At 40.5% G+C, this 19,458-nt stretch carries 15 protein-coding genes; 5 read left to right on the forward strand and 10 right to left on the reverse strand.

Annotated elements, in window-relative coordinates:
• Positions 1 to 647 precede the first annotated feature (647 nt).
• From ACEW8O_RS19745 to ACEW8O_RS19790, 10 genes are all read right to left on the reverse strand, one after another.
• A complete protein-coding gene (locus ACEW8O_RS19745) occupies positions 648 to 1,493 on the reverse strand; it encodes a flagellar motor protein MotB (protein ID WP_373496348.1) in 846 nt (281 codons plus the stop codon).
• Between the two features lie 467 nt (positions 1,494 to 1,960).
• Positions 1,961 to 3,361, reverse strand: a complete 1,401-nt coding sequence (locus ACEW8O_RS19750) for an NAD(P)(+) transhydrogenase (Re/Si-specific) subunit beta (protein WP_373496349.1) — start codon at positions 3,359 to 3,361, stop codon at positions 1,961 to 1,963.
• Positions 3,358 to 3,675 (reverse strand): NAD(P) transhydrogenase subunit alpha, encoded by a 318-nt coding sequence (locus ACEW8O_RS19755; protein WP_373496350.1) that lies wholly within the window; start codon positions 3,673 to 3,675, stop codon positions 3,358 to 3,360. The genes ACEW8O_RS19750 and ACEW8O_RS19755 overlap by 4 nt, the downstream gene beginning before the upstream one ends.
• Positions 3,676 to 3,677: 2 nt before the next feature.
• The gene (locus ACEW8O_RS19760) at positions 3,678 to 4,802 is read right to left on the reverse strand and encodes a Re/Si-specific NAD(P)(+) transhydrogenase subunit alpha (RefSeq protein WP_373496351.1); all 1,125 of its coding nucleotides are present in this window, start codon (positions 4,800 to 4,802) and stop codon (positions 3,678 to 3,680) included.
• A gap of 427 nt (positions 4,803 to 5,229) precedes the next feature.
• Positions 5,230 to 6,423, reverse strand: coding sequence for a hypothetical protein (locus ACEW8O_RS19765; protein ID WP_373496352.1), 1,194 nt, complete (start codon positions 6,421 to 6,423; stop codon positions 5,230 to 5,232).
• 11 nt (positions 6,424 to 6,434) lie between these two features.
• Positions 6,435 to 7,259 (reverse strand): type 1 glutamine amidotransferase, encoded by an 825-nt coding sequence (locus tag ACEW8O_RS19770; RefSeq protein WP_373496353.1) that lies wholly within the window; start codon positions 7,257 to 7,259, stop codon positions 6,435 to 6,437.
• Positions 7,260 to 7,421: 162 nt separating this feature from the next.
• Positions 7,422 to 8,531, reverse strand: coding sequence for a carboxylate-amine ligase (locus ACEW8O_RS19775; RefSeq protein ID WP_373496354.1), 1,110 nt, complete (start codon positions 8,529 to 8,531; stop codon positions 7,422 to 7,424).
• Positions 8,532 to 8,534: 3 nt separating this feature from the next.
• Positions 8,535 to 9,491 carry a RimK family alpha-L-glutamate ligase gene (locus ACEW8O_RS19780; RefSeq protein ID WP_373496355.1) on the reverse strand — a complete coding sequence of 319 codons (957 nt, stop codon included), beginning with the start codon at positions 9,489 to 9,491 and terminating at the stop codon, positions 8,535 to 8,537.
• 18 nt (positions 9,492 to 9,509) lie between these two features.
• Positions 9,510 to 10,223: an alpha/beta fold hydrolase gene (locus ACEW8O_RS19785; RefSeq protein ID WP_373496356.1), complete on the reverse strand. Its 714-nt coding sequence runs from the start codon at positions 10,221 to 10,223 to the stop codon at positions 9,510 to 9,512.
• A gap of 76 nt (positions 10,224 to 10,299) precedes the next feature.
• On the reverse strand, positions 10,300 to 10,812 hold the full coding sequence (locus tag ACEW8O_RS19790; RefSeq protein ID WP_373496357.1) for a gamma carbonic anhydrase family protein: 513 nt from the start codon (positions 10,810 to 10,812) through the stop codon (positions 10,300 to 10,302).
• Positions 10,813 to 10,950: 138 nt separating this feature from the next.
• Between ACEW8O_RS19790 and ACEW8O_RS19795 the strand changes: the two genes are divergently transcribed.
• The 5 genes from ACEW8O_RS19795 to ACEW8O_RS19820 all read left to right on the forward strand — a co-directional run.
• Positions 10,951 to 11,670 (forward strand): YceI family protein, encoded by a 720-nt coding sequence (locus ACEW8O_RS19795; protein WP_373496358.1) that lies wholly within the window; start codon positions 10,951 to 10,953, stop codon positions 11,668 to 11,670.
• A gap of 79 nt (positions 11,671 to 11,749) precedes the next feature.
• Positions 11,750 to 13,000 carry an anthranilate synthase component I family protein gene (locus ACEW8O_RS19800; RefSeq protein ID WP_373496359.1) on the forward strand — a complete coding sequence of 417 codons (1,251 nt, stop codon included), beginning with the start codon at positions 11,750 to 11,752 and terminating at the stop codon, positions 12,998 to 13,000.
• A gap of 15 nt (positions 13,001 to 13,015) precedes the next feature.
• Positions 13,016 to 14,113, forward strand: coding sequence for a DNA polymerase IV (gene dinB, locus ACEW8O_RS19805; RefSeq protein WP_373496360.1), 1,098 nt, complete (start codon positions 13,016 to 13,018; stop codon positions 14,111 to 14,113).
• A gap of 723 nt (positions 14,114 to 14,836) precedes the next feature.
• The gene (locus ACEW8O_RS19815) at positions 14,837 to 15,259 is read left to right on the forward strand and encodes an IPT/TIG domain-containing protein (RefSeq protein WP_373496361.1); all 423 of its coding nucleotides are present in this window, start codon (positions 14,837 to 14,839) and stop codon (positions 15,257 to 15,259) included.
• A 316-nt stretch (positions 15,260 to 15,575) separates the two neighbouring features.
• A partial coding sequence (locus tag ACEW8O_RS19820; RefSeq protein WP_373496362.1) for a two-component regulator propeller domain-containing protein occupies positions 15,576 to 19,458 on the forward strand: 3,883 nt, incomplete at its 3' end.

The raw sequence follows: 19,458 nt of genomic DNA on the forward strand, positions 1-19,458 counted from the left end.
CGTCATGCTGATCCCCCCGATAGCTATCGGGGCTATCGTGGAGAAGCATCTCACGAGGATCAGAAAATGATAATTATGAACATAAATAGAACCTCTGGAGATTCCTCGTACCTACCAATGACATATATCGGAGCAGCCGTCATGCTGACGTCAGGAAGCATCTCACGAGGACCAGAAAGAGGATGATTTTGACCCCAAAAGGTTAAAGTTTTTCCAGTAATTCAACCGTCTAATTGTACCGCTGGAGATCCCTCGTGACTCGGGATGACGGACAACTTGATGTCATTACCTTTTCTGAACATTTCCAAAATGTTGGGGACTCGGAATGACGGCTGCCTGACAGGTAACCTGATGTCATTCCTTTTCTGAACATTTCCAAAATGTTAATTACTCAGGATGACGGCTGCTTAGCAGGTAACTAAATGTCATTACATTTTCTGTACATTTCCAAAATGTTAATTACTCGGGATGACGGGTAACCTGATTTCATTACCTATTTTGAACATATACAAAATGTTGTAAACTCGAGGTGATAAGGAGAGGCCTATTACTTAATAATTTCAAGAAATTGAAAAAAGGACATTCAAATACCATATGAATAAAAATAAGAGGGGGATAGGAGCGAAGCGCATTTCCCCCTCTTATTTTTATTCTATCATTGCAAAAAACTTATCCAAATCAGGCATCAATACGATTCTTGTCCTTCTGTTTTTGGCCATATTGTCTTTGCTGTCATTATCTACCAAAGGAATATAACTTGCTCTTCCGGCTGCAATCAGCTTTTCAGGGGCAACATTGTACTTTTTCTCAAGAAGCCTGACAATTGAGGTGGCTCTCTTAACGCTGAGATCCCAATTGTCCTGAAGATCTACAGTTTGAATTGTCCTTGGATCGGTATGTCCTTCAATCATAACCTCTAAAGAAGGCTCGGAATTGATGACTTCAGCAAGTCTTTTCAACAAACCATCAGCATTGCGGGAAACCTGATAACTACCGGTGTTGAACAGCAACCTGTCAGAAACGTTAATCATGACCACGGTTTTATCGATATTAATCTGAATATCATCTTCCTGCTCAAGCGAACCATCAGAAATGGATTTCTTCATGTTGTAAGCAATGGCAAGATTGATGGAATCTTCCAGAGTTTGCGCCTGAGCCAACAATTCCTGATCTACATTTGTTAATGTAGCCTTAAGTTTCTCCCTGGTGACGTTGGACATTGGCGTCTTTCCATCGAGAGAGAATTTGGCATCACTTTCAGACCTTAATGAATTGATTCGGGCATTGTACTCATCAACCCTGGCTTCGATTTTACCCATTTTTTCTTCAAGGATTCTTTTTTCCTCTTCTAACTGTTCCTTTTCAGTTCTGGTATCGGCAAGGGTAACCTCTGTTTTGAACAGATCATTTTGTAATTCCACATATTTCTTTTTAGAAACACATGAACCGGCCAAAATTGTGACCGCAATGGCGTAAATAAATATTTTTTTCATTGTTGGTAAAGTTTTTTTCTACCCAATTCCAAAAATGAAGCCATTTAAATCAATGTTGTCGTATTAGACCATAAATTGGTACAATTATCCTTATTCTGTTTTTATTGACCTGATAAAATCAAAATAAAATGAATTAGAAAGTGTTTTTTACCTCAAGCTCCCTTAAATCATTTCACGCAGCGCTCGCAGCTAAAGTGAGCGGCCGCTGCGTGAAAACAAGTTTCTTTTCTTTTTTGAACGTTTTTTTAAAATGTTGGGGACTCAGAATAACGCTGATTTCTGCCTTTCTCAATTTATCTCCATTCCCCCAATCTAAATCTACCCATTCTCCCTTCATCCCTCATCCCTCTGCCTTCCCACTGGAGATTCTTCACTTCGCTGAAGGGTTTTTGGTGAATTAAAAGATATCCAAAGCTCGTTCAGAATGACGATGCCTTCATCCTTCATCCCTCCTCCTTTATCCTTTATCAGACTTCCTTCACCTCTGCCGCCAACTTCTGCAAAGAATCCTTGGCATCTCCAAAGAGCATTCTGGTTTTGGGATAGAAGAAGAGTTCGTTTTCAATGCCTGCATAGCCTGCCGCCATACCTCTTTTGAGGATGATCACATTTTTGGCCAGATCCACATCCAAAATCGGCATACCGTAAATAGGAGAGGAGGGGTCATTCTTGGCAGCTGGGTTGACCACATCATTGGCACCGATCACTACCACTACATCGGTATTGGCAAGTCTCGGTTTGATCTCTTCCATTTCCTGTAGCTTTTCATAAGGTACATCCGCTTCGGCCAACAGGACATTCATATGACCTGGCATTCTACCTGCAACAGGGTGAATGGCGTAACTCACTTCTACACCTTTTTCTTCAAGCAATTGTTCGAGTTCGTGGCAGACATGTTGGGCTTGGGCTACGGCCAGTCCGTATCCTGGAACTATCACAACACTTTGGGAATAGGAAAGTAATACTGCGGTATCGGATATGGTTATTTCTCTGACGGTTTCGTCTCCACTCCCCGTTTTGGCTGCTCCGGTCGCACCTGCACCAAAAGCACCCAAAAGTACATTGGTCAAGGATCTATTCATAGCCTTGCACATCAAAATCGTCAGTATAGTACCTGCCGAACCGACCAAAATACCACCGGTCAACATGGCTTTGTTGCCGTACAGGAATCCACCAAATGCTGCTGCCATACCGGTAAAGGAGTTGAGCAATGAAATCACAACAGGCATATCCGCGCCACCTATCGGCATTACAAACAGAATTCCGTAAATGAGTGCAATGACAAGTAAGGCGTAAAATAACATTGGATCGGAGCCATTGAACAATTGGAATCCGATCAGGGCAACCATCACAACCAATAAGAACATATTGATCGCCTGATTCATCGGAAGGACTTTGTCTTTGATTTTTCCCTCCAATTTGCCGTAGGCTATCATAGAACCTGAAAAAGACACAGATCCGATCAAAAGTCCCAAAAGCATCACCAATAATTCTCCGTCAAATCCTGTTACAGTCGCATGCTGATGATGTTGAAATTCTATGATGGCGATCAATGCGGCACAGGCACCGCCCATACCGTTGAAGAAGGATACCATTTGGGGCATGGATGTCATCCGCACTTTCTTGGCCATGACTGTACCGATGCCGGTACCCACAGCAAGACCCAAAAATATCAAGCCGTAATTCAGGCCTTTGCCTGAATCAAATTCCTGGTACAAAGTCAGTGTAGCCACAATTGCAATCAGCATACCGGCAGCAGCAATGAGGTTTCCTTTTCGAGCCGTGTCAGGGTGACTGAGCATTTTCAATCCCACAATAAATGTGAGTGAAGCAATCAAATAAATGATTTCCAATATATTCAGACTCATGATTTCTTGGGTTTTTTCTTGAACATTTCCAACATCCGGTCTGTAACCACAAAACCGCCTATAACATTAAGCATACCGACCACAACAGCCAAAAATCCAACTGACAGTGCCAAATAATTGTCGGGGGAAGCCTGTAACATGACGATGATGGCTCCTACCACCACCACGCCATGGATGGCATTGGCTCCAGACATCAGTGGGGTATGCAAAATGGCAGGGACATTGGAAATCACTTCCACTCCCAATAAAATGGCCAAAACAAGGAAATATATCATCTCCATGTTATTGCCTAAGTATTCCAATAATGATTCCATGATTAAGTGTTTAGCATTTGAACGATTCTAGAATTGACGGGCTTTCCATCGTGGCACACGCAGGTACCTGCTACGATGTCATCCTCAAAATTCAGATTTAAGCTGCCGTCTTTTATAATCAGTTTCAAAAAGTTCAGATAATTTTTTCCGTACATCTTGCTTGCATCCTGTGGCATATTGGCGGGGAGGTTGCCTACACCTACAATCCTGACACCATTGACCTCTACTGTCTGATCAGGTTGGGACAGGGCGCAATTTCCGCCCGAAGATGCTGCCAAGTCGATAATGACCGAACCGGGCTTCATGGCCCTAACAGTCCTTTCTTCCACTAATAGTGGTGCCTTCCTTCCCGGAATCTGTGCTGTGGTGATGATCACATCAGCCTTCATGGCATGCTCATGGATGGTGTCTTTTTGTTTTTGAAGGTATTCTGCCGACTGTTCGACTGCATAGCCTCCGGCACCTTTATCTTCTGTGGCGCCTTCCACATCCACGAATTTGGCACCAATAGAAAGTACTTCCTCTTTTGCAGCCTGCCTGACATCAAATGCAAATACCGCTGCACCCAACCTTCTTGCGGTGGCAATAGCCTGAAGGCCTGCAACCCCCGCACCTAGGATCAAAACCCTGGAGGGGGAGATACTGCCTGCCGCTGTCATAAACATCGGAAAAAACCTTGGAAGCAGATCCGCAGCCATCAGGACAGCCTTATATCCGGACACAGTGGCCATGGAAGAAAGGACATCCATTGCTTGGGCACGGGTTGTTCTTGGAACCAGTTCCATGCTGAATGCGGTCCGTTTTTCCTGAACCAAATAGTTGGTCAGCTCCGGATTGAACAAAGCATTGAGTTGACCCATCAGGACTCCTGCGGATTTCATTTTGGCAATTTCTTCCTGAGAAATTGCCTGAATGCCGAGAATCAGATCGGATTGTTGAAAAATTTCAGCCCTTTGGTGGATTTCTGCACCGGCTTCTTTGTAAAGTTCATCTGATGCGTAGGCACTTGCCCCTGCATTGTTTTCCACCCAAACCGAAACATTCCAGCTGATCAAAGTTTTCACTGCATCAGGTAAAAGTGCTACCCGGGCTTCGTCTTTGGGTTCTTTTAAAATCCCTATTATCATTGCTTTTTTAGGATAAAGCGAGAAATATTTTGAAAATAAATTCGATGCCCGAAACTATCAAAAAGATTCGAAAATGAAAGTTTTTTTATATGTGTACCCCTATAATTCGGTTATTTATTTTAATTATAGTTTATGTTGGAATAATAAAATGAATTTTTCAAAACTCAGCAAACGTCATATTAATAAAATATTTTGACAGAGCAGTCTTGGGATAAGTGTATGGCTGTCATTATCCAAAATCACAACTAATATTTAATTACCTTGAGATTTAGGATTTCTTCCATTGGAATAAATTTTCTCCTGAAGCTATTTTTTGCTGGGCTTTCGAAGGAGATATAAGTGATACCATAGTGTTATTTAACTATAGATTATCAGCTTTAGTAATACTATAGTATTATAAAAGTACATAAAAAACAGCAAATCAGAACTATTCTTTTTCAAACAAACCGATCGTTCCCCCGACCCAGTTACGGTCCTTATTGAACTTGACACCTATCATTTCTCCACGACTTAACCTTACAAGATTGCCCAAGATTGTAGGGTTTTCATCCTTTTCCGGCCAAACTGCCAACATCCTTACCTCCACTTTTACTTCTCCTTCGATGGCTTTTAGTACCGGTAGATAATGGACTTTTTTCTGAAGGATATAAAGGTCCTTTTCTGTTACCGCTTCAATATCTGATTTTTTGACATGATAGACCACACCGCTACCGGAAAATGAAAACAGGGGTTTCAAAACGTAGTTTTCCAAATCTTCGGGAATCTCTTTCAAGTCACTCAAGAGGGTGGTTTCAATAAAATATGGTCCTTCCAGATAAGGCAAGATAAATTTGCTGATCCTGTAAAACCAATTGGGGTGACCGGCCCATTCAACATCCAATTCCTCCAAAAAAGAAAATTCCATTTTCAGGTCTTTACGTGCATTCAGTTCATCGAATATTACCCTGTTGTAGATTCTTTTGATGTGGATTTTCCGACCTTCTTCATTTTTGTAAAAAAGCTGCTTTCCCTTTTTGATGACATCCGTCACGCAGATAAATGGTATTCCCAAATCTTTTTTACAGTAATAAAAATCAACTTTGGTGTTTTGCTTTTCAGGTTCTATTTCTAACAACACCACATTTTCGGGTTCATGTCCGTTCAGTACCGTCTCACGGAATTTGTTCAGATAGCCGGCTTCATCCAAGCCTTCAAAATATGGGGTCAGTTCAGATAAATTAGGATAAGCGTTTTTTACCTTTTCATACAAATTATACTGGAAATTGAAGACGGAGGGAAAGCCCTGAACTTCAATCAGTTTTGGAATTATTTTCCCATTTTCTTCACAGATTCCAAAGTCAATGGCCAAAAACTGTGTGTGTGAATCCTGATTGGGAACATTGAAATTGATGTTCAGGGATTTTTGGGTCAGTTGGTTGAAATCCTCCCTTTTGATAAAATCAATGACCTGTTGAGAACCCTCCAGCAATTGCTCTTTGAGTTCTTTGGGAATGAAAAACGGTGATTCAGCGATTCGGAATGTAGGAAGACCACCAAAATCAGACGCCAGGTCAATGAGAAAAGACTGGTATTTTTCCTCGGAAAAATTTTCATTGAATAGGTTTCTGTAATTCTGAATCATATAATCATTGATTAAATTAAGATTGTTTCCTGTTTCCGGATTTTCTGTATGGATCGTTCCAGAAAGTTGGGGATTAGGGTGGCATTGGTTTTATATATTGTATTTTCTTCAACAATATGCTCAAGCATAGAAAGATATCTTGTCCTACCCCTCGATTCGATGATCTGATCCCGTACTTCAGTTTTTTTAAGATGCTGTAAAAATCCCACAGGGTCTGCTTCAGGATGAAACTGGGTTCCTACCATCTCAGGGGTAAATCGGATTCCCATAAGAGCTCTTTCATATTCCACATTACTCCTTATTTTTTCCAAAGCAATGATTTTTGCACCCATTTCCCTGAATTTCTTATGATGTGGCTGCACCACCTGATAATCTCGGGAATCTATGGCCCAAAAGGGATTGTCCAGATATTGAAATAATGGGTCATCCATTCCTGCTTCAGTCTTATGGATGGTCATTACTCCAAATGATGTAGATTTTCTTTTGGTAACCTCAGCCAAGCCAAAGTGCTGAACGGCCATTTGATAGGAATGACAGATAAATAAAATATACTTTTTACGCTCATGGGTGAGGTTCCAGTTATATATTCCATCAATGACACCATAGTAACTTTTGTCCCAAATCCCATCTCCCTCAACAGGATTACCAGGTCCCCCGGATGAGATATAGAGATTATAATCTTCTAAATTCGGAACTTCGTTTTTTTGTCTGACATCAAATACTTCAATGGAAAGTTCATCTCCGAACCTCCCCACAATATCGTGGATACAGCGCATCCCCTGATTGGTTATGCCATTGTACATATCCAAAACCGCTACCTTTATTTTCTCTTGCATGATTTAATTGACTAAGCGGGCGCAATTTAGAATTTCCAATTGAAAATATCCAATGAACAATAAACAAAGTGCAAATTATATAAAGGATAGGTTGGATGAAGGAAAATATTCAATGAGGAAAGGCTCATTTTACAGTTTGCCCTGACCACTATTCTAATTGTCTCAAAGCCCTTTGGAGAATTCTCCCGTGATGAAATCAACCACTTTTATCAAGTCATGATCCGATTCTTCAAAGACTTTAATTTGCCTGTCTGCCCCTGTACCTTCTGCCAGTATTTTGTGGATATAATTGATTTCTTCCCTGCTGCCCAATTCATCGACTACATCATCTACAAATTCCAACAACTCGAGCATCAGCGCTTTGTATTCCACTTCTTTCTTTTGACCAAAATCAATCATCAGGCCTTCAGTGCCATAGCGGGCTGCACGGAACTTATTTTCTCTGATAAGCGCAATCCTGTACACATTGAAGCTGGTGTTCATCATGCACATTTTGTAAAGTTTGGCGACCACAGCCTGAATCAGGGCGGTAATACAAATGGTTTCATCCACAGTCAGGCACATGTCGCAAATCCGGAATTCAATAGTACTGAAGAAGGGATGCATCCTGAGATCCCACCAGATTTTTTTGGGGTTGTCGATACAATTTGTTTTTACCAAAGTTTCCAGGAAATTATCATAAGCCTGGACAGAGTCAAAATACTCGGGAAGTCCGGTTCTTGGGAATTTGGCAAAAATATGTGCCCTGTAGGCTTTGAAACCTGTTTCACGTCCTTCCCAGAAAGGGGAATTGGTGGAAAGGGCATAGATATGGGGCAGGAAATAACAGGCCTGATTCATGATATGCAGGGCTGTTTCGCGGTTTTCGATTCCCACATGAACATGAAGTCCGAAAATCAGATTTGACCTTGCTGTATCCTGAAGTTCTTTGACAATCATGTCGTACCGCGGGTCATCGGTAATGGGCTGATCCTGCCATTTTGAGAATGGGTGGGTACCCGCAGCCCCAACAATCAGATTCTGCTCTGCTGCAAGGTCCACAATTTTCTTTCTTAGAAATGAAACCTCCTTTCTGGCATCCGAAACATTCTGGCAGATATTGGTACCAACTTCTACCACAGATTGGTGCATCTCTGACTTGACCTGTTCTTTTAAAATGATTTTGGCACCATCCACTATTTTGGACATATGAGATCTCAGGTCTCTGGTGTCCGGGTCAATGATCTGGTATTCTTCTTCAACGCCTAAAGTAAAAACGGGTAACTTTCTCATATCTTAAAATCTTTTTGCTGTGCTGACTGCATCTTTCATAAATGTACCCCAAGTGAGGTTGACCTGACCAGGTATTTGGGCTTTGGCGTATGCTATTGCCATTTTGGCTGATTCCTCTACCACCCAATCAAAATTGGCCTGACCCACTGAATTGACATCAGCGTCAGGTGCAGGATTGCCAAAGTCAATGGCATAAGGAACACCGTCCCTTACAGCAAATTCCACCGTATTGAAATCATAACCTAATCCATGGCAAAGCTTTAAAGTATAGTCTTTGACAGTAGCAAGCAGTTTTTTGGAAGCTGGAGGCCCATCAATAACGTATCGGAGGTGATGGGGATTTCTTGGCTCATACTGCATGATACGGACGGCTTTACCTCCCAAACAATATACCCTAAAATAATCTGTGAATTTGATCTCTTCCTGAAGCAGCATGACCAGTTGACCGGTCTCTTTATGCTTGGCATAAAATTCCTCCTTGTTTTCAAGTCGATAGACGTTCTTCCATCCACCTCCCGCATAGGGTTTCATGTAAGCAGGAAACCCAATGTAATCAAATATTGATTGCCAGTCTAATGGCATTTTCAGGTTTCTGAATGATTTTCCAGTGGTATCTGTGGGATGTTCCGAGGATGGTAGAATCACAGTGTTGGGTAGAGGAACTCCCAACTGGTCTGCGAGACAGTTATTAAAAAATTTGTCGTCAGCACTCCACCAAAAAGGGTTGTTAATAACGGCAGTACCTGTTAAAGCTGCGTTTTTAAGATATGCACGGTAGAAAGGAACATCCTGGGAAATTCTATCAATAATGACAGCATAATCCGTCAAACGGTTCTGCACAACTTTGTCTATCAACACCGGTTCGGCGATGATGTCTTTCTCTTTCTTTTCATTGACCCTTTCGACAAATGCATGGGGAAAAGTGTCTTCCATGCCAAATAAAATTCCTATTTTTTTCATAAACTGTTCGTGTTTTAATTAGGTAAATTTGATTCTTGATAAATAGTGTGGGAACATTTCTTTCCACAAAGGCCAATCGTGGTGTCTGTCTTTTCTTACATCCAGCCAATGTCTGACCCTTTTTCCTTCTAAAGTATCACTCAACTTGATGTTGGCATCGAAGCAGATGTCCCAATTGGAAGTTCCCAATACAATATCCATTTTCCATAGCTCAGCATCCTGGAGACCGGGTAAAAACTCAAGTGGGGAATTATAAAATATATCCTCATGGATGTAACCATCCATAAAATTACGGATTTCAAATGCTCCGGACAGGGAAAAGATATGGCTGACATATCCGGGATGTTTGAAAGCAAAGTTGGCAGCGTGATATCCACCAAAACTGCATCCTGCGACAACCACTTTTCCAACTCCGGTATTTTTCCGGACCTTTTCAACTATATCATGACAGATCATTTTGTCATAGGCAACATGGTTCTGAATCCTTTGATGCGGGTGAATATGTTTATTGTAAAAGCTGTTTTTGTCATTGCTTTCAGGACAAAATATCTGTACCAACCCCTGGTCGATAAACCAACTGGCAGACCCAATGAGTCCCATATCCCGGTTTTCGTGAAAGGAACCCATTGAGGTGGGATATAATAGCACCGGGTAACCTGCATGTCCAAAAACCAACATCTCAACATCCCGATGAAGATGGGGAGAGTACCATTTGAAATATTCTTCTTTCATAAAATTCCATTTTCTAATCTTACTAAAAATAGGGGGCTTTTGCTGATTCGCAAAAAATATCAACAAAGAATTTTATTTATTCCTTAAACCATTCAGCATACATGGGATAGTTTTTGGCGGTTCGTTCAATGACCTCAAGCATTTCAGGTCCGGTATCTTTGATCTTTTTGGCCGGCATGCCGGCATAGATACTGTTGGCTTCCACAACTGTTCCTGCAAGTATGATAGCTCCAGCTGCTATCACAGCGCCTGAATGTATTACGGCCTTGTCCATCACTATGGCACCCATACCTATTAAAACATTGTCATGAATGGTACAGCCATGGACCACAGCATTATGGGCTATGGATACTTTATTGCCTATATAGGTTCCTGTTTTTTGGTATGTTCCATGAATGACTGCCCCGTCCTGAATATTGCTGTCATCTCCGATCCGTATCTGATGGACATCACCCCTAACTACGGCATTGAACCATACTGTACAGTTTTTGCCCATTACAACATCACCGATTACGGTAGCATTATCTGCCAACCAACAATTTTCTCCAAATTCAGGTGAAAATCCTCTTACACTCTTAATTAAAGCCATTTATTCTAAATTGGTTAGATGTAATTTGAAATATTATTGAGTTCAAAATTATTTTTTTTTAAACAAACATGAACTTTTTCATGCTTAAATAGTTTTCATGTATATACATACAATTTCAGAAACCAAATTATCAACATTATGAATTTATTAAAAAGTACAGGTTTGTTATTTGCTGCAGCCTTAATCATGGCTTCCTGCAATAAACCGGGAGACACAGTAGAAGTAAGTGATGCCCAAGAAGTAGAAGAGGTATCAGGTTCAACATTGTCGATTGATGCATCAACAAGCAAAATCGATTGGAGAGGATACAAACCAACAGGACAACATTACGGGTATATCCCGGTAACTGATGGAGAAGTAGTAGTTGAAGGCAGCGAGCTAAAAGGTGCCAGAATTGTTTTTGATATCACAGGCCTGAAAATCCAGGATATGGAGGAGTCAAACGAAAACTATCCTAAACTTTGGGGTCATTTGCAATCAGATGATTTCTTTGATGCGGGCAACCATCCGGAAGCAATATTTGAAATGACTGGCGTTGAGCCCTTTGTGGCCGAAACTATTGAAGATAAAGATGAATTTGAAACTGAAAACACCCCAAAAAGTGATTCAGAAGTAGCACCTGAAAATCCAACCCATTTGGTTTCGGGTAACCTGACCATGAGAGGGACTACTAAAAATATCCAATTTCCAGCTTATGTCTCTGTAACAGATGGAACCGTGAGTGCCAAAGCAGGTTTTAATATTGACAGAACGGAATGGGGTTTGTCCTACAATGATGAAAGTAATGCCGTTGACAAAGCTAAAGATCAGTTTATTTATAACACAGTAAGTATTGAATTTGACATCAAAGCCAACTAAGCCAACATTTTAATGTTTGTTTCCAAAAGGGAAGTCGAAAGATTTCCTTTTTTTTGTGTCTTAAAGTTAATTTTGAGGTATGCCTATCATGAAGGGGTTTCAGTTGTCATTGAATCATCAATTTGTCCGGCAATTAATTTACTGGGCAGACTATCATTATCCATATGTTGGTTTTTTTGATAATAAGAACATTGAGTACCCCAATGGCGGTTTTCAACGACTTTTTTTGGCGGCCCACCAAGCATTTGAATTGGAAACTGCAAACCAATGGTTCGGTAAAAAAGAAATGGCTGCCATGCTATCCTATGATTACAAAAACAAAATTGAAAAACTCCAAAGCATTAATCCATCACTCTTGAATTGTCCTGAATCAGTTTTTTTTATTCCTGAAATTAAGATAGAGATACTTGATGATCAGGTTAAAATCCATCATACTGATCCGCAAAGAATTTTTGAAGAAATATGCGATTTCAACCCAAATCCCGATAAAAATCCTTCATTTGAAATCACTGCCCTTACCACCCGGAATTCCTATTTTGAAAATGTAAAAGCCATCCAAAACAACATTGTCGAAGGGGACATGTACGAACTGAATTATTGTATGGGATTTAAGTTTGGAGGCAAAGCATGGAATCCAATTGAGGGATTTTTTGATCTGATGGAAAAATCTCCCATGCCTTTTTCTGCATTTTTTAAATCAGAATCCAAATACCTGCTCTGTGCTTCACCGGAGCGGTTTCTAAAAAAATCTGGCGATAAGCTAATTGCCCAACCGATTAAGGGCACCATAAAGCGTGGTAAAAATGAGTTGGAAGATGCCCTGCTCAAAGAGAAATTGTGGAACTCTGAAAAGGAGCGGGCAGAAAACTTGATGATAGTTGATCTGATGCGCAATGACATGAGTAAAATTTCCTTTACCGGTTCGGTTAAAGTGGAGGAACTGTTTGGAGTATATCCCTTTTCGAGGGTGCATCAGATGATATCGACTGTGTCCTCTACCATTTCTGAAAATAAAAGCCTATTGGAAATCATTCATGCCACCTTTCCGATGGGAAGTATGACTGGTGCGCCGAAAATCAAATGCATGGAGTTGATCGATCAATATGAAGATTTTAAAAGGGGATGGTTTTCGGGTACCTTGGGGTATATTGATGCAGCGGGAGATTTTGATTTATGCGTGATCATCAGAAGCATTATTTTCGACAAGGAATCTAAAAAAGGTTATTTTGCAGTGGGTTCTGCCATCACCTATGATGCGGATGCCGCCTATGAATACGAAGAGTGTTTATTAAAAGCCTCTGCCATCGTGGAAGTATTGCAAGGAAATTGAAAGGATGGAAAAGTGATGGATGAAAGAACCAGGAAAATCATTCATGTGGATATGGATGCATTCTATGCTTCTGTGGAGCAAATGGATAATCCCGAATTCCGTGGCAAACCTTTGGCAGTGGGAGGCAATCAGGAAAGGGGAGTGGTGGCAGCCGCTTCGTATGAGGCCAGAAAGTTTGGGGTTCGATCTGCGATGTCCGGTAAGATGGCTGCACTGAAGTGTCCCCAATTGGTTTTTGTCAGACCGAGGTTTGAGCGCTATAAAGAGATATCCAATCAGATCAGGGATATTTTTTACGACTATACTGAATTGGTAGAACCACTTTCGCTTGACGAGGCATTTTTGGATGTGACCGAAAACAAAGTGAACAATCCCTCAGCTACCTTAATTGCCCTGGAAATCCGTAAGCGAATCAAAGAGGAAGTCGGATTGAATGCTTCAGCGGGCATATCCTACAACAAGTTTCTGGCAAAGACAGCTTCCGATATCAACAAACCCAATGGACAGGCCGTAATATTGCCCAAAGATGCTGAGGCATTTTTGGAGAAATTGCCCATTGAAAAGTTTTTTGGTATTGGAAAAGTGACCGCCGAAAAAATGAAGGAATTGAGCATCCACAATGGTTTTGACCTTAAACAGTATTCTTTACAATTCCTGACCAAACGTTTCGGAAAGTCCGGTCTGCACTTTTTCAATATTGTTAGGGGCATTCATCTAAGTGAAGTGCAACCTAACAGGTTAAGAAAATCCCTTAGTGCCGAAAACACTTTTGAAACTGATCTGGCCAAAGAAGAACAATGGATAAGTGCCTTGACAGACATTTTTGAGGAACTCAAACGACGTATCAAACGCAGTGGGGTAAAAGGAAGAACTGTCACCCTAAAAATCAAATACCACGATTTCACCGTCCAAACCCGGAGCAAAACCTTCGAGCAATATCCCGAGGAACAAAAGATCTGGGAGACGGTAATGGATCTCTTAACCCAAGAAGAACTGAAATCTCCCGTCCGCCTATTTGGCATCGGCATCTCCAATCTCAATGTGGAAGAGGAAAGGATATATTTTGGGAAGCAGCTTTGGATTGAGTTTGGAGAGGGTGAAGGTAGATTTTAGAGGGTAGAAGGTAGATTGTATCGTCATTCTGAACGAGCTTAGGTTAAATCTTAAATTGTCTGTAACCTTTCAGCGAAGTGAAAGCCTGCCCCGTAGAATTTCGGGGAATCCCCTGAGGAAAGTCAGAAGGGTGAAGGAGTATTAGAAAAATTGTTTGTGATTAAAAAGCAGTTGATCTGTGGAAGTTTGAAATATGATTCTGGAATCAGGAAAGGAAAAACGGGTTGTTTTTTTTTGGTAAAAGAGGCATCTTGAAAGAAGTTTTTAAAAATTGAAAATCCCCTGATTAACAACCAGTTTCTCAAACCCAGACAGGCTTTAAACAAGGCATTTTTAAAAGTAAAACCTGTAAGAATCCAAATTGAGGTCTTTAAAGGAAATCTGATCAGATTGTTAGACCAAATCAATAGGAATCAGAGGAGTTTCATAAGAACCTTGTCTCTGATTTTCTAAAAAGAACATATTACGAGCCGGATTTTTCCAGTGGTGAAGTGATTTTTAAAATTTCCTAAATCCCAACAATAAATCAATTGTTGCATCCAATTTACCGGTAATTGGAATAATAATCCTATCCCTACTCCTTTTCCTCCTTTAGCTCCCTAATAACAGACCCAAACTTACCAGAATTGGGAATAAGCCTACTAGCCCCTGCAGGCAATTTGGACCTAATTTTACTTCATCAGAAAAAAATTAAAATTATCAACAACTTAAAATTATACCACTATGAAAAAGCAACTAATTCTCGCCCTTGCCTTCTTCACACTATTAATAAGTGCTTGTGAAGAAATGACCGGAGAACCAATTTTCACTCCTGAATCTAATATGTCCCAAACCCTTAAACCAATTAGTATTTCCTCCTTCAATCCTGTATCAGCAATAAGTGGATCGGAAATAGCTATATATGGTGAAAATTTTGGCGCATCCATTACAGATAATTATGTCACATTTAATTATCCTGGTGCAAATGAAACTGAAACCGGTTGGGCTTCAGAAGTTGTTCAGGTTCCCCATACTGGAATGGTGTTGATTCGGCTACCTCAAAATTTAAATCCCGGAGAATACACCATCAGCTTACATTTTGATGGTCAGACTACCCGTTCAAACAAGCCATTTAAAATAATTAATGCCAGTGGTCCTGGTAATTAAATAATTAATAAGATTTCCTCTTTTCAATCATTAGTAGGTTAAGGTTAGTAAAAAGGATTTCGATGTTATTTAACATTAATAATTCTTGAAATTTTTTTAGTGATAATAAGAATTATTTACTACCTTTTTTTACTAATGGCTAGGGCCAATAACCTCTGAATCAAGACCTTTTATAAAAAAAATCTAAAAAGTAAATTGCATTTAAGAGGAAGAATACAAGCCAAAGTAACTGAAAAAATTCGACAGACAGAACAAGGTATAGAAATGTGTAGGATCTGGGATTTGTCAATTTGCCGATCTATTGAAAATTGAGATCATGAATATACAGAATATCTTTGTCACAGCCACGCTGATGTTCCTTTTCGCCTGTAATTCAAAAAAGGAACCATCCTATCCAGATACTTTTGCCCCAAAGGTAGTAGAAGCCAGGGGCTATGTGGTTCCAAAGGACCAAATATCCCCTCCCAAAGTTATACCTGCCGGAAAGCCCAAAGTGGTGCATGCCGGAACACCTAAGGTTATACCCGCCAGTTCCAATGTATATCCTGCCGGCATTCCTAAAGTAGTGGTTGCCGGAGTGCCCAGGGTATGTACGCCCGGTAAAGATGGTTTCTCTCTTCCTCCAATAGTACCCGCGATAGATAGCCCATTTATAGCCGGAATTCCTGAAGTGGTTATAGCCAAAGAGGCCCAAACCAAAGAACAAAACCCTCACAGTTTTAGCTTTTTTAGCAAATTGCAGGGATTAAAACATAACGAAATCTATTGCCTGCTGCAAGATAAAATAGGTAACCTTTGGATCGGAACCAATGGTGGAGGGGTAAGTAAATACGATGGTAAAAATTTTACCCATTTTACTATAAAGGAGGGCCTGAGTTGGAATTTTATTTGGAGTATTTTGGAAGATAAAAAAGGCAATATATGGTTCGCCACACAAGGAGGAGGTGTGAGTAAGTATGATGGCAAAAATTTCACGCATTATAATATAAAGAATGGCCTGAACAATAATAATGTAAGGTGTATAATGGAAGATAAAAGTGGCAATATTTGGTTCGGTACAGTAGGTGGCGGTGTGAACAAATACGATGGCAAAAGTTTTACCCATTTTACTGAAAAGGAAGGCCTGAGTAGCAACATGATTCACAGTATTTTGGAAGATAAAAAGGGTAACCTATGGTTTGGTACAAGCGGCGGAGTGACTAAATACAATGGCCAAAGCTTTATTCATTTCACCGAAAAAGAAGGCTTGAGCAGTAACAGTGTTTTCAGTATTCTGGAAGATAAAAGTGGCAATCTTTGGTTTGGTACAGACGGCGGGGTGAATAAATTCGATGGCCAAAGCTTTACCCATTTTACTGAAAAAGAGGGCTTAAGTAATGAATATGTCAAGAGTATCCTGGAAGATAATAACGGCAATTTATGGTTTTGTACTGAGGGTGGCGGGGTGAGTAAATTTAATGGCCAAAGTTTTATACATTTTACTGAAAAAGAGGGTTTAAGCCAAAATAATGTCTGGAGTATATTGGAAGATAAAAATGGCCATCTTTGGTTTGGTACTGTTGGCGGGTTGACCAAATACAATGGGCAAATTTTTTCCCATTTTACAGATATGGATGGCTTAGACTATATTGATGTTTGGAGTATATTGGAAGATAAAAATGCAAACCTCTGGTTCAGTACCCGCCATCGAGGTGTGGCTAAATTCGATGGTAAAAATTTTGTTCATTTTACCAAGGATCAAGGCCTGATAAACAATGTTGTTTGGAGCATGCTTCAAGATAAATGGGGAGATCTTTGGTTTGGCACTTTTTCCGGTGTGAGTAAATATGATGGTAGAACTTTTACACATTTTACCGAAAAGGAAGGTTTGGGCAACAATGATGTCAAGAGCATGCTGGAAGATAAAAACGGCAATCTTTGGTTTGGTACGGTTGGTGGGGTGAGTAAATATGATGGTATTAATTTTACTCGTTTTACAGAGAAGGAAGGCCTTAGCCACAACTTTTTTTTATGTTTGAGTATTTTGGAAGATAAAAGCGGCAACCTTTGGTTTGGATCGGCTGGCGGGGTGACTAAATATGACGGCAAAAATTTCACCCATTTTACTGAAAAGGAGGGCTTGAGCAATAACTTTGTCAGGAGTATATTGGAAGATAAAAGCGGTAACCTTTGGGTTGGTACTGAAGGGGGTGTGAGTAAATATGATGGCAAAAATTTCACCTATTTTACTGAACAGGAAGGGCTGATCAACAATGATGTTAAGATTATTTCGGAAGATAAAAACGGCAATCTTTGGTTTGGTACCCCCTTTGGCTTAAGTAAGCTAGATAGAAATAAGATATCCATCGTTAACCACAAAGAAGCCGGTATTTTGTTTAAAAACTATACCTACGAAGATGGTTTTTTAGGCATTGGGGTAAATTTTGGTAAAACTATTCTTCAAACGCAGGATGGCACCATTTGGATTGGTGCTGACGAAATGTTAACTGCCTTTCATCCTGATGAGGAAACAAGGAATACCACCGCTCCGAACATACAAATTACCGGCCTTACACTATTTAATGAAAACATCCCCTGGCAAAACTTTATATCCACCTCCGACATGAGTCTCCACAGTAATCAAGAGGAAGTTAAAGATACAAGTTTAATGTTAGGTAATGGGGTGCTTGTTCATGACATTTATTTTGATAGCCTAAGCAGATGGAACGGAGTACCTGAGCATTTAAGCCTGCCTTACGACAACAATAATATCACCATTCAATATGTAGGGATTTCTATTCAATCACCCAAAAAAGTAAAATATCAATATAAACTGGAAGGTCTGGATCAAAATTGGAGTTCCCTAACCAATCGCAGTGAGGCAACTTATGCCAATCTTCCACACGGTAAATACATTTTTAAGGTAAAAGCCATGAACGGTGAGGGTCTGTGGAGCAATGAGTTGAGTTATTCTTTTTTGGTTCGGCCCCCCTGGTGGCACACCTGGTGGGCTTATAGCTTATATGGAGTATTAATAATTTGCTTCTTATTTGGCTTGAGACAGTATACCGTAAACAGGGAGCGGATGATGCATGAGCTTAAGATTCAAAAACTGGAGTCAGAGAAAATGCATGAGATCGATCATCTTAAATCCCGCTTCTTTGCCAATATATCCCATGAATTCCGCACACCGCTCACCTTGATCCTTGGCCACCTCGATAAATTCCTGACCCGCTCTCCGAAAGATCACCCGGATCAACCTGCTTACCAGATGATGCATAGGAATGCCCGGCGCCTGCAGCAGTTGATCAACCATTTACTGGATCTTTCCAAGCTGGAAGCGGGCAGTATGAAACTGGATTTAAAACCAGCCGACCTTATTGCCTTTTTAAAAGCGATGATTTTTTCTTTTACTTCACATGCTGAAACAAAAAAAATACAATATCATTTTAAATATCCTCACGAACATCCGGTAGTATATTTTGATGCGGATAAGCTGGAGAAGATAATTACCAATCTGCTTTCAAATGCCTTTAAATTTACCAAACCGGAAGGAAAAATAACCATAACAGCCCTCATTGAAACTGCTGATAAAAAATCACTTCCCGACTTTTTCAGCTCCACAGCGCCAACATCAACTGCCAGAATATTAGAATTAAGCGTCGAGGACAGTGGTGTAGGCATACCCCGGGACCAGCTTGACAGGATTTTCGATAGGTTTTACCAGGCCGACACCTCCCATACCCGGGAGCAGGAAGGCACCGGCATTGGGCTTTCCCTGGTCAGGGAACTTGTTGAATTATATTCAGGAGAGATTAAAGTGGAAAGCCAGCCCGGTCATGGCAGTTGCTTTACCGTTCGCCTTCCTGTTCTTTTGGCAGATTATGAAGAAGTTACGATCACCGGGACTGCTTTCAATGATGATAAAAAATCAGTAATTCCAATAATTGATAACGGGGAATTAATAGCATCGCCGGACCTTGCTACTGCTAACGACGATCCGGAAGCACCTTTGGTTCTTATTATAGAAGACAATGAGGATGTGCGTTTATTTATCAAAGAAACCCTGCAGCCTTTCTATCAGGTATTGGAAGCAGGCGATGGTGAAGAAGGATATAAACTGGCTGTTAAAACTATTCCCGACCTGATCCTCAGCGATGTGATGATGCCAAAGATGGATGGAGTGGAATTGTGCAGAAAGCTGAAAGGAAACGTGAATA

The sequence above is a fragment of the Aquiflexum sp. genome (assembly GCF_041749095.1).
Lineage (GTDB): Bacteria > Bacteroidota > Bacteroidia > Cytophagales > Cyclobacteriaceae > Aquiflexum.